Source organism: Vibrio sp. VB16 (assembly GCF_015594925.2).
Classification (GTDB): domain Bacteria; phylum Pseudomonadota; class Gammaproteobacteria; order Enterobacterales; family Vibrionaceae; genus Vibrio.
In genome coordinates this window covers 787,681-799,502 of the sequence record NZ_CP087590.1, presented here as the reverse complement: position 1 = coordinate 799,502, position 11,822 = coordinate 787,681, and the positions used below count along the sequence as shown (strand labels likewise).

Annotated in this window: 11 protein-coding genes; all 11 read right to left on the bottom strand. The window is 42.5% G+C overall.

Features of this window, described 5'->3' with window-relative positions:
- Positions 1-7: 7 nt before the first annotated feature.
- The 11 genes from lpxD to rpsB all read right to left on the bottom strand — a co-directional run bounded on the left by lpxD (position 8) and on the right by rpsB (position 11,666).
- The gene (gene lpxD, locus IUZ65_RS03870) at positions 8-1,027 is read right to left on the bottom strand and encodes a UDP-3-O-(3-hydroxymyristoyl)glucosamine N-acyltransferase (RefSeq protein ID WP_195702484.1); all 1,020 of its coding nucleotides are present in this window, start codon (positions 1,025-1,027) and stop codon (positions 8-10) included.
- 4 nt (positions 1,028-1,031) lie between these two features.
- Positions 1,032-1,541, bottom strand: a complete 510-nt coding sequence (locus IUZ65_RS03865) for an OmpH family outer membrane protein (RefSeq protein ID WP_195702483.1) — start codon at positions 1,539-1,541, stop codon at positions 1,032-1,034.
- Positions 1,542-1,553: 12 nt separating this feature from the next.
- Positions 1,554-3,968, bottom strand: a complete 2,415-nt coding sequence (gene bamA, locus IUZ65_RS03860) for an outer membrane protein assembly factor BamA (RefSeq protein ID WP_195702482.1) — start codon at positions 3,966-3,968, stop codon at positions 1,554-1,556.
- 104 nt (positions 3,969-4,072) lie between these two features.
- Positions 4,073-5,431: a sigma E protease regulator RseP gene (gene rseP / locus IUZ65_RS03855; protein WP_195702481.1), complete on the bottom strand. Its 1,359-nt coding sequence runs from the start codon at positions 5,429-5,431 to the stop codon at positions 4,073-4,075.
- Positions 5,428-6,636 (bottom strand): 1-deoxy-D-xylulose-5-phosphate reductoisomerase, encoded by a 1,209-nt coding sequence (gene ispC, locus IUZ65_RS03850; RefSeq protein ID WP_195702480.1) that lies wholly within the window; start codon positions 6,634-6,636, stop codon positions 5,428-5,430. The genes rseP and ispC overlap by 4 nt, the downstream gene beginning before the upstream one ends.
- A 72-nt stretch (positions 6,637-6,708) precedes the next feature.
- Positions 6,709-7,551 (bottom strand): phosphatidate cytidylyltransferase, encoded by an 843-nt coding sequence (locus tag IUZ65_RS03845; RefSeq protein ID WP_195702479.1) that lies wholly within the window; start codon positions 7,549-7,551, stop codon positions 6,709-6,711.
- A 16-nt stretch (positions 7,552-7,567) separates the two neighbouring features.
- Positions 7,568-8,317: an isoprenyl transferase gene (locus IUZ65_RS03840; protein WP_195702478.1), complete on the bottom strand. Its 750-nt coding sequence runs from the start codon at positions 8,315-8,317 to the stop codon at positions 7,568-7,570.
- Between the two features lie 98 nt (positions 8,318-8,415).
- Positions 8,416-8,973, bottom strand: coding sequence for a ribosome recycling factor (frr, locus tag IUZ65_RS03835; RefSeq protein ID WP_195702477.1), 558 nt, complete (start codon positions 8,971-8,973; stop codon positions 8,416-8,418).
- 35 nt (positions 8,974-9,008) lie between these two features.
- Positions 9,009-9,740, bottom strand: coding sequence for a UMP kinase (pyrH, locus tag IUZ65_RS03830; RefSeq protein WP_195702476.1), 732 nt, complete (start codon positions 9,738-9,740; stop codon positions 9,009-9,011).
- A gap of 180 nt (positions 9,741-9,920) precedes the next feature.
- Entirely contained in the window at positions 9,921-10,766 is an 846-nt protein-coding gene (gene tsf / locus IUZ65_RS03825) for a translation elongation factor Ts (protein ID WP_195702475.1), read from the bottom strand.
- Positions 10,767-10,931: 165 nt separating this feature from the next.
- Positions 10,932-11,666 (bottom strand): 30S ribosomal protein S2, encoded by a 735-nt coding sequence (gene rpsB, locus IUZ65_RS03820; protein ID WP_195702474.1) that lies wholly within the window; start codon positions 11,664-11,666, stop codon positions 10,932-10,934.
- Positions 11,667-11,822 lie beyond the last annotated feature (156 nt).

Sequence of the window (11,822 nt, the reverse complement as noted above, 5' to 3'; positions counted from 1 at the left end):
ATGGTGATTATGATTCCAACGTCTTCTCTACTGCTTTCAGTCTTTTATTTAGTTCATCGATACGATGCACTCGAGCCGCTGTTTTTCGCCACTCTCTATTGGGTTGCACTGGTATGCCGGACGAAAACATCCCCTTCTCTGGTATGCTTCTCATCACCATACCCATACCCGTTATCGTTACCTGATCTGCAATCTGTATATGACCATTGATAACACTACCACCACCAATAATGCAGTATTTACCAATAGAAGTACTGCCAGCAATGATTGTACCACCCGCAATGGCGGTGCCATATCCGATCTGCACATTATGAGCAATTTGCAGTTGATTATCTAGAATGACATTATCTTCAATAACGGTATCATCTAGTGCACCCCTATCAATAGTAGTACATGCTCCAATTTCTACCCGATTGCCGATCCTAACCGAGCCGACTTGAGGGATTTTAATCCACTCACCTTTGTTATTCGCATAACCAAATCCGTCCGAACCTATCACTGTATTTGATTGGATTAAACATAAGTCACCAATCTGAACACCATGATAAATCGATACATTTGCCCAGAGCTTGCTTCCCTTACCAATCACGCTGTTTTTACCGACAAAACAACCGGCACCAATAGAAGCACTGTCTCCAAGCGTGACTCCGGATTCAATCGTTGCATTGGCACCAATCGTTACCCCTTCCCCCAACGTCACATCGTCTGCGACAACCGCGGACGCATGGATGTCACTCGCCGGATTAGGTGTCGAGTCTAAGGCCTGAGCAACAAGAGCATAGGCTAGATACGGGTCGGATACGACCAATACGTTAGTCTTGCAAAGCTCTAACTCCGACTCTTTCACCATTATCGCAGAAGCTTGGCATTCGCCTAAATGCTTGCGATATTTCACATTAGAAAGAAAGGTAATCTGACCGTCACCGGACGTATCCATCGGGGCAACAGAGGTCACAACGACATCGCCATCACCATGTAATGCACCGCCGGTAATCGCGGCTAATTCAGCAAGCGTCACTCTAGGCATAATATTATTTAAGCTCTGCTAGTACTTTTTCAGTTAGGTTTGATTCTTCATTTGAATAAAGAAGTATTTGGCTATCTATAACCATGTCATAGCCTTCTTTTTCGGCAATTTTAGTGGTCGCTTTTTGAATAACGGCAACCATCTGCTGTCTAGATTTAACGTCTAAAGATTGTGCTTTTTTCTTATAAGCATCTTGCTTAATTTGACCTTCAGCATTGAGTTGGCTGATTTCAATTTTTAGCTTCTGAATACCTTCTTCACCAAGTAGAGCGCCATTACGTTCAATCTCTTGACTTTTTTTGGTCATCGATGCCTGAAGTCGCTCTAACTCAGCTCTATCATCTTTTAATTCTGCCTGAAGTTTCTTCACAATAGCTTCGCGCTGAGGAAACTTACTGATGATATAGCCCGTGCTAACATAACCAATTTTTTGCGCGGCTTCGGCTGCGTTAACAAAAAATGCAGAGCTTGCAACAACAAGACTAAGACCAACAGTTCTAACTAATTTATTCAAAACATTTTCCTTTTAAAAGGTTCTACCTATTGTGAAAGTGAAAAACTCTTCGTCATCACCTTCATAAATTTCAATTGGTTTCGCAACGGAGAATACTAATGGCCCCATCGGAGACATCCATTGTACCGCTGCACCATAAGACGCACGATAATTCATTGGGTCAGAATAATCATAATAATATTTCTCTCCATAAGAAATATTATTCTCTAAATAATTAAACTCTGTATCCCATACACTCGCCATATCAAAAAATACACTAGTGCGAATTTGGGTTTGCATCTCTTCAGAGGCAAAAGGGGTTGGAACAATCAACTCAACACTCGCGAGCGCGACCGCATTACCACCAACCGCATCGTCAGTTGCAGCGTAATTAGGGTTATTACCTACACCTTCATCGTACACTGCTTTTGGCCCCGCAGAGTTAGAACCAAAGCCTCGGAGCGTAGTAAAACCACCCGCATAATAGTTTTCATAGAATGGAAACAGGTTATCATTTCCGTCATCGGAAGCCCCATAACCATTGCCATAGCCAAGGCGTCCTCTAAGGAGCAGTGTGAACTCATGTTTCTTCGTCAATGGATAGTACTGACGAACATCATACTGAGCCTTAAAGTACTGTACATCTGATCCTGGTACTGTCGCTTTATAAGACGCTCTCTGATGATTACCAGCCGTTGGGAAGTACCCTCGGTTTAGATTATTACGCGTCCATGTCAGAGTAATATCAAAATCATCAACTTCTAACTCACCAGAACTACTTATGTTATCTTCTTGAGCTTTCAAAAATTGTTCTATTTGGACATAAGAATCTAGGTTAGAAATTTTGTTGTGTGTATAACCCAAACCTATTTCAAAGAAATTGAGCTCATCAAAAGGGAAACCCCAGGTCAAACTTGTACCATAACTTTGGTTAGTATAATCAACAATACCCGCTTCAGAGGCTTCAAATTCATTATAGAAAACCTTGCCACCCAAACTCACACCATCTAAATTCCAGTATGGGTCTCGGTACTCTAAGGTTATGTTTTTCTGATAGTCATTCATCATTGCATTGATGCCAACACGATTACCAGAACCCGCAAAGTTATCTTGTTGTAAGCCAACCTGGAAGCTAATACCAGATTCGGTACCATAACCAACACCAAAATTGATACTTCCGGAGTTCGCTTCTTTAACCGTATAAACCAAATCGACTTGGTCATCCGTACCCGGTACACGCACGGTCTGTACGTTCACCGTCTCGAAAAAACCCAAACGGTTGAGTCGAGATTTACTGGTCTCGATCGCTTTTGAGTTTAACCAGCTACCTTCCATTTGGCGCATTTCACGTCGAAGGACTTCGTCTTTTGTCGAGTTATTACCCGTAAAACGAATATCTCGAACATAAATACGATTACCAGCCTCAACATTAATGGTTAGGTTTACGGTTTGATTCTCGTCATCGAATTCAGGCTGTGTAAAAACGTTGGGATAAGCATAACCGGCTTCACCCATGGTCTTTTTAACGTTTTCTTCTAATCCCGTTACCAATGCGCCGTTATAGAGATCACCATCTTCAAATGGAACCATCTGTTCGAATTCAGACTCTTTACCAATCAATTCGCCTTTGAAAACGACATTTTCAATGGTATACGGCTTGCCTTCATCCAAGTTTAAAGTGATGTACACGCCTTTTTTATCTGGCGATATTGCTACCTGAGTCGCATCCACTTTAAACTTCAAATAACCCTGATTTAGATAAAATGACTTGAGCGCTTCTAAATCGGCCGCCAGCACTTGTTTCTGATATTTATCGTCGGCAAGAAAATTCCACCAAGAGATATCAACATTCAGATCGAAACGAGATAAAAGTTGTTCGTCATCGTAAACCTCATTACCAATGAAGTTAATCTGCTGAATTTTTGCAGACACCCCTTCAGAAAAGACGAACTTTAGGTCCGCTCGGTTTCGAGGGAGTGGCGTCACTACAGCTTGTACGGTCGCGTTATACTTACCAACGCTGTAGTAGAAATCCTCTAAACCTTTCTCAATTTGACTTAAGGTTGTTCGATCAAGAGCCTCGCCTACCCTTACGCCTGAAGCGTCTAGGTTTTGCTGCAGTTGCTCTTCTTTAATCGCACTATTACCTGAAAACGAGATGTTCGCTACCGTCGGCCTCTCTTGCACTTGAATAACAAGTACACCATCGTCTCTCAATACTTTGACGTTCTCAAAGTTACCGGAGTTGTATAGCGCTTTTATGATATCGGCGACATCTTGTTGATTGATATTATCACCAACACGAACGGGAATCTTCAACAGAGCCGCACCTAATGCAACACGTTGTAATCCTTCCACCTTGATATCTTTCACTGTGAACTGCTCTGCGCTACTCACTGTTGAACTTGCGACTAAAAGAGTAGCGAGTAGTAATTGCTTAATTGCCATACCGGTTCTGACTATTCCTTGATACTTCTGATTGCTTTCTGCTTGGTTGTATTCTCAGGAAAACGCTAAGTAAATCACTTTGCCTTTTCTTGAGTATATCGATATCACAAACGCATAAAATCATTAAAAACAGCTATCGCCATTAGGGAGAAAATAATTGCTCCACCAATTCGAAAGCCCATTTCCTGTACTTTTTCTGGTACAGGTCTTCGGATAACAGCTTCAATAGCATAAAATAGCAGATGGCCACCATCTAAAATAGGTAATGGCATCAAATTAATTATGCCTAGATTCACACTTATCAGCGCTAAAAACCCTAAAAAATAGACAAGGCCATAACCCGCTGTCGCTCCAGCACCCTTGGCGATGGAAATTGGTCCACTTAAGTTATTTAAACCAACATCACCAACCACAAGCTTCTTAAGCATGCTAAATGTAAGAGCGATGACTTGCTCTGTTTTATCAAACGCTTTTCCAACAGATTCAAACACACCATATTGTAGATCAAATCTGTATTCATCAGGCCAGTCTGCCACTTTGGGTCCGATGCCAGCGTAGCCGATTACCTTACCGCTAGACAACTCTTTACTTGCTGGCGTCAATTGTAATGAAGTAGAAACGCCGTTTCGTTCAACAATTAACTCTAGTATCTGGTTCGGTGAAGAACTAATTTCATCAACGACTTGCTGCCAGTCTTGGATTAGCACGCCACCAATCGACACGATTTTGTCACCAACCTCTATTCCAGCCGATTCAGCGGCACTAGCATCCGCGACATTAGCAATAGAGGTGAAAATTTCTGGTCGATAAGGCAAGAAACCCAGCGTTTGCATCGCCGATTCTTTTTCGGGATCATACTTCCAGTTTCTAATATCTAATATTTTGGTCTCTTCGACTCCGTATCCTTTGCTTGGAACCAACGTCATGACCATTTGATCATCCCCGATGTGAGAGACCAGTCTCATATTGACTGATTCCCAATCTAAGGTTTCGGTACCTGCAATAGAAATAAGTTCCATTCCTGGTTCTATCCCTGCCTGTGCAACAATAGAATTTGGAGTAACCTCACCAATAACGGGTTTAATCGCGGGAACACCAATAAGGAATACTAGCCAATAAGCGAAAATCGCGAATAAGAAATTGAATAGTGGTCCCGCGGAGACAACAGCGGTTCTTTGCCAAAGTGGCTTACGATCAAAGGCCTGCGGCAACATTGATTCGGGAACATCATCTACTCGACTATCCAACATTTTGACGTACCCACCTAATGGGATAGCTGATATGTTGTATTCCGTGCCGTCTGCTCCTGTTTTTTTCCAAAGAGACTTACCAAAACCAATGGAAAATTTCTCGACTTTTACTCCGCACTTACGTGCAACCCAAAAGTGACCAAACTCATGTACAGCAACTAAAATGCCTAAAGCAATTATAAAGCTGCCGAAGTTCCATAAAATATCATTCATAATGAGCGTTCTCTAACCACTTCCTGAGCAAGACGACGAGCCATTCTATCTAGCTCAAGCAAGCTTTCCAAGTTATCCGTAACCAAGTGTTGCGATTCTGAACAAACCTTAGAAAGTACTCGTTCATTGACAACAGCAATATCAGTAAAGTTCAGTTGTTTATTCAAAAATGCGCTGACTGCAATTTCGTTTGCTGCATTTATCGCCGTTGTCGCATGTTGCCCTTCATAACAAGCATCAATAGCAAGTTTAAGACAAGGGTATCGGGCATAATCAGGTTCTAAAAATGTTAACTCGCCAACCTTCGTAAAATCGAGTGGCGAAACACCGGAGGATATTCTATCAGGATAAGACATGGTCAGCGCGATAGGAGTACACATGTCCGGTTCCCCCATCTGTGCCAAAACAGAACCATCTCTGTATTGAACCATGGAGTGGATCACCGATTGAGGATGAATAATCACTTTTAACTGCTCTCGTTGGCAATTAAATAACCACTTAGCTTCAATGAACTCCAACCCCTTATTCATCATGGTAGCGGAATCGACAGAGATTTTTGGTCCCATAGACCAGTTGGGATGTGCAATGGCCTGTTGAGGCGTCACTAGTTGTAGTTTATCTACATCGGTATAGCGAAATGGACCACCAGATCCGGTAAGCAAAATCGCATCTATCCCATACTTATCAAGATCACATCGACCAACACTTTTTTGGACTTGCTCTGGTAAACATTGAAAAATAGCGTTGTGTTCACTATCAACGGGAAGTAGTTCTGCACCATATTGCTCAACGGCATCGATGAACAACCTGCCTGACATAACTAATGCTTCTTTGTTTGCCAATAGAATACGTTTGCCCGCTTTGACTGCCGACATTGTAGGCGCTAACCCGGCAGCGCCTACAATGGCCGCCATAACACTATCGACCTCATCTAAAGAAGCAACAAAACTTAAACCCGCTTCACCCGCAACAACCACTGTCGACAAATTAAGAGACTTAAGTTCTTTCTCTAATAAGCTGGCTGCCTTCAGATCAGACATTGCAGCAAACTTAGGTTTCCATTTGATACAAAGCGCCTTCATTGCACTCACATTTGTACCGGCGGTAAGCGCTATGATAGAAAACTTGTCTGGGTTTTCAGAAATAACCTTAAGCGTACTACTACCTATTGAACCTGTTGCACCCAAAATCGTTATGTTTTGCATCAAGAAAAAACCGCCGTAAATAGAATGGTAAGTAGATTACTCAAGAGGTATTTAGAATACCTCTTGAAGCGGCTAAATTGTGAAATAGAGCAGTGTAAATACTGGAAAAGCAGCCGTTAAACTATCAATTCTATCCAGAACACCACCGTGCCCAGGGATAATATTGCTGCTGTCTTTAATTCCAGACACTCGTTTGAACATACTCTCAACAAGATCGCCGAGAACAGAAATAATGACGGTGACCAAAGTGATTATGATCATGCTAGCAACACTTGAAAAATGAATATCAAAAATATTGGCGGTAACTCCCCCCACCATTAGTGCAACAACGATACCACCTACAAGCCCTTCAATCGTTTTATTTGGACTCACATTCGGTGCCATTTTACGTTTACCAATTGCTTTACCAGCAAAATAAGCTCCACTGTCTGCGGCCCAAACAAGTAGGCAGACAAACAGCACTAATTTAGCGCCATGATAAGGCTCTAGCTCAATATTCTGAGCCCTTAATATTAGAAGGCTCCAAAAGAATGGCAAAACAGTTAGGACACCAAATAGCTGTCGTAATACCTTGGAGTGTTGCCAAAAACGGGTCGATTTAGGATAGGTTATTGCTAACGCACTTGCTATCAGCCACCAGGTTGAGGCGACAATCAATAAGGCCATATGAGAAAAAGTTAATTGGTTTAAACTGACAACGTCAGAAGGAATAGCCCAATAACTGATTACCAAACACGTTAAGGTAGGAACCATGGCCAAATAGCGCGACTGACTACCTACAAATTGAGCCCACTCCCAAAGTGCTAAAACGGTAATACCAGTTACAACCAGTAAAAAAAGAGGCAAAGGGAGTTCAAAAATAGCCAACACTGCTAGTGGGGCGAGTATTAACGCTGTAATTATTCGTTGTTTCAAATGCGTTACCTTAGATTTAATCCATTAAAGCTTTTATCTGTCCGCTAGTGCAGCCGAATCTTCTTTCTCGACTGACAAACCAAGAGACGGCGTCCACTAACTTATCTTCATCAAAATCAGGCCAAAGTACATCCGTAAAATACATTTCTGCGTAAGCAAGCTGCCAAAGCATAAAATTGCTTATGCGACATTCACCACTGGTTCTAATGAGAAGATCAACTTCCGGCAAATCGGACATAGTAAGTTCTTTTGCAAATAGTTCTTCAGTAATGTCGCTCGGTTGCAAAGAACCTTCTTGAACCTTTAAAGCGATGGATTTTGCTGCTTCGGCGATATCCCACTTGCCACCATAATTGGCCGCAATATTCACAACCATGCCAGTGTTATTCGTCGTCAATACTTCCGCCTCAGCAATTTTCGCCTGCAACTTCAAATTAAACTGACTGACGTTTCCGATAACCCGTAGTTGCAGATTATTTTTATGTAGTTTTTTAACTTCTCGCGTCAAGGCCGAAATAAAGAGTTCCATAAGTAGGTTCACTTCTTCCTCCGGTCGACGCCAATTTTCACTGCTAAAAGCGAACAGAGTAATGGCTTTAACCCCTAGCTTCGCCGCACCTGATATCGTTTTCCTTACCGCTTTAGCACCTGCTCGATGACCAAAAGCGCGAGGTTTACCTCGTGCTTTTGCCCAACGACCATTTCCGTCCATAATGACGGCTATGTGTTTCGGAAAATGAGATGAGGATACTTGGATATCAGGCATAATTATAAATTGATAAATTTGATTGGTTCAAAATAATAGCATAAAAAAAACGCTGGGCTGTTAGCACAGCGTTTTATCACATTAGACGTAGTTATTAACTACACTTCCATTAAGTCTTTTTCTTTTGCAGCCAGAACATCATCAACGCTCTTTACAGCGGCATCAGTCAACTTTTGAATGTCGTCTTGCGCCCTGCGGTCTTCATCTTCTGAGATCTCTTTGTCTTTTAGTAGCCCTTTAAGATCACCGTTGGCATCACGACGAATATTGCGAATAGCAACACGACCACCTTCCGCTTCGCCACGAACGATCTTAACTAAATCACGACGGCGCTCTTCCGTTAACGGAGGAAGTGGTACGCGAATAACAGTACCAGCAGACATTGGGTTTAAGCCAAGATCAGACTTCATGATAGCTTTCTCAACTAAAGGAGTAAGTGCTTTGTCAAATACGGTTATCGCCAAGCTGCGTGCATCTTCCGCTATCACGTTAGCGACTTGGTTTAACGGTGTTGGTGCACCATAGTACTCGACTGTGATACCAGAAAGTATGCTTGGATGTGCACGGCCAGTACGTACTTTACTAAGCGTACCTTTTAGCGCTTCAACACTTTTTTCCATGCGCTCTTGCGCGTCTTTTTTGATTTCGTTAATCACGTTTTCACCTTAAACTTTTAACTAATTTGAATGAATTAATCAGCGTTACTAATCAGTGTACCTTCTGCTTCACCCATCACCACGCGACGAAGTGCGCCTGGTTTATTCATATTAAATACACGGATTGGCATATTGTGGTCACGTGCCAATGTAAATGCCGCTAAATCCATTACTTTCAGTTCTTTCTCAAGGACTGCGTTGTAAGATAGCTTATCATACAGCTCTGCTTCCGGGTTTTCTACAGGATCGGCCGTAAATACACCATCCACTTTTGTGGCTTTGAGAACTACATCCGCTTCTATTTCAATTCCGCGCAAACAAGCAGCAGAATCCGTCGTGAAAAATGGGTTACCTGTGCCAGCGGCGAAAATGACAACGCGGCCTTGACGTAATTGAGCTATAGCGTCTGCCCAGTTGTAATCATCACACACCCCTTTAAGCGGGATTGCCGACATAACACGTGCATTGACATAAGCACGATGCAGCGCATCACGCATGGCTAGGCCATTCATCACGGTAGCCAACATTCCCATATGGTCACCAACAACACGATTCATTCCCGCTTCAGCAAGTCCAGCGCCACGGAACAGGTTTCCGCCACCGATAACTAAACCAACTTGAACACCCAACTCGACCAACTCTTTAACCTCTTGGGCCATACGCTCAAGAGTTGCTGGGTCGATGCCGAAGCCTTCTTCGCCTTGAAGAGCTTCACCACTAAGTTTTAATAGAATACGTTGATACGCAGGTTTTGGGTTTGTCGTCATGGAGTTTACCTTCCCGTGTAGAGTTATTGATTAGCTGTCATGAATTTACGCTTTAACCAAGCTTCAATTCAAACGTTGATTCATCATAGCTAAATTATCTGATTCAAATTTTACTATATTGCATTCATAAAAAGACCGTAGCCAAGGCCACGGTCTCTTTCAATACGATGACATCAAGGATTACCCTTTTTGTACCGCAGCAACTTCGTCAGCAAAGCTCATTTCTTGAACTTTTTCGATGCCTTCACCAACTTCTAAACGTACGAAGTTAGAAACTGAAGCACCTTTCTCTTTCAACATGTCACCAACTGTTTTCTTCGGTTCCATGATAAACGCTTGACCCGTTAGAGAGATTTCGCCTGTGAATTTCTTCATACGGCCGACAACCATTTTTTCTGCGATTTCCGCTGGTTTTCCTTCGTTAATTGCGATTTCAACTTGAACCGCTTTCTCTCTTTCAACTACGTCAGCTGGTACATCTTCAGGGTTAACAAATTCTGGCTTAGAAGCAGCTACGTGCATAGCTACGTGCTTAAGAGTCTCTTCTTCTGCAGAACCTGCAACAACAACACCGATACGCTCACCGTGACGGTAAGAGGCAAGGCTAACACCTTCAATATACTCGACACGACGGATACTGATGTTTTCACCGATTTTAGCAACAAGCTCAATACGAGTTTCTTCAAATTTAGCTTGAAGAGCAGCCGCGTCTAGCTTCTCAGCGACAGCAGCGTCAGCGACTTCGTTAGCAAACGCTAAGAAGTTGCCATCTTTTGCTACGAAGTCAGTTTGACAGTTAACTTCTAGAAGCGCAGCAAAACCATCAGCTTGTTTAATGATGATAGTACCTTCAGCAGCAACGTTGCCTGCTTTTTTAGCGGCTTTAGCAGCGCCACTTTTACGCATGTTTTCGATCGCTAATTCAACATCAGCATTCGCTTCAACAAGCGCTTTTTTACAATCCATCATGCCAGCGCCAGTACGCTCGCGAAGTTCTTTAACTAGAGCAGCAGTTACAGTTGCCATTCTCTATTCCTCAGTTTATTCAGGATAAGATACAAATAAGGGGCCTAAATTATGGGCCCCTGATTCTAACTATAACTTAGTTAATGCTTAAGGCGCCTTTCAGAAACCATGTTTCTTCAACACACCTATTTTACAAAAACTAAGTTTAACGTCAGAAGTCCGCTATTACTCAGCTTCTTCTACGAAACCGTCTTTTTCGCCAACAGCTACAACAGCGTCTTGGTTACGACCTTCTTTAACAGCGTCAGCAGCAGCGTTTAGATAAAGCTGTACAGCGCGGATTGCGTCGTCGTTACCAGGAATGATGTAATCAATACCGTCTGGGTTAGAGTTAGTATCAACAACAGCGTATACTGGAATACCAAGGTTGTTAGCTTCTTTAACTGCAATATGTTCGTGATCAGCATCGATTACGAATAATGCGTCAGGTAGGCCGCCCATGTCTTTGATACCACCAAGAGATTTCTCTAGCTTCTCCATTTCACGAGTACGCATTAGAGCTTCTTTCTTAGTTAGTTTCTCAAAAGTACCGTCTTGAGCTTGAGCTTCAAGTTCTTTAAGGCGTTTGATAGACTGACGAACAGTTTTATAGTTTGTTAGCATACCGCCTAACCAGCGGGCGTTAACATAGTATTGGTTGCTGTTGATAGCAGCTTCTTTAACAGCTTCAGATGCTGCGCGTTTAGTACCAACGAAAAGAACTTTACCTTTTTTCTCGCCAACTTTGCCTAGCTCAGCTAGTGCTTCGTTGAACATTGGAACCGTTTTTTCTAAGTTGATAATATGTACTTTATTACGAGCGCCAAAAATGAATGGTTTCATTTTTGGGTTCCAGTAACGAGTTTGGTGACCGAAGTGAACACCAGCTTTAAGCATATCGCGCATTGATACAGTTGCCATTTTAAATTCCTCTTACGGGGTTAGGCCTCCACATACCCCATGCATCCGACTTTATTCGTTGGTCTTGCAGACCACAATAAAGCACCCCGGAACATGTGTCGGTACGTGTGTGATTTAAAGATAAAAGTTAATGGAGCAAAAAAGCTTCGCTGACAT

Excerpts from the sequence above, each read along its gene's own strand:
- lpxD (WP_195702484.1), bottom strand. The coding sequence starts at position 1,027 with ATGCCTAGAGTGACGCTTGCTGAATTAGCCGCGATTACCGGCGGTGCA.
- bamA (WP_195702482.1), bottom strand. The coding sequence starts at position 3,968 with ATGGCAATTAAGCAATTACTACTCGCTACTCTTTTAGTCGCAAGTTCA.
- rseP (WP_195702481.1), bottom strand. The coding sequence starts at position 5,431 with ATGAATGATATTTTATGGAACTTCGGCAGCTTTATAATTGCTTTAGGC.
- ispC (WP_195702480.1), bottom strand. The coding sequence starts at position 6,636 with ATGCAAAACATAACGATTTTGGGTGCAACAGGTTCAATAGGTAGTAGT.
- IUZ65_RS03840 (WP_195702478.1), bottom strand. The coding sequence starts at position 8,317 with ATGCCTGATATCCAAGTATCCTCATCTCATTTTCCGAAACACATAGCC.
- pyrH (WP_195702476.1), bottom strand. The coding sequence starts at position 9,740 with ATGACGACAAACCCAAAACCTGCGTATCAACGTATTCTATTAAAACTT.
- tsf (WP_195702475.1), bottom strand. The coding sequence starts at position 10,766 with ATGGCAACTGTAACTGCTGCTCTAGTTAAAGAACTTCGCGAGCGTACT.
- rpsB (WP_195702474.1), bottom strand. The coding sequence starts at position 11,666 with ATGGCAACTGTATCAATGCGCGATATGCTTAAAGCTGGTGTTCACTTC.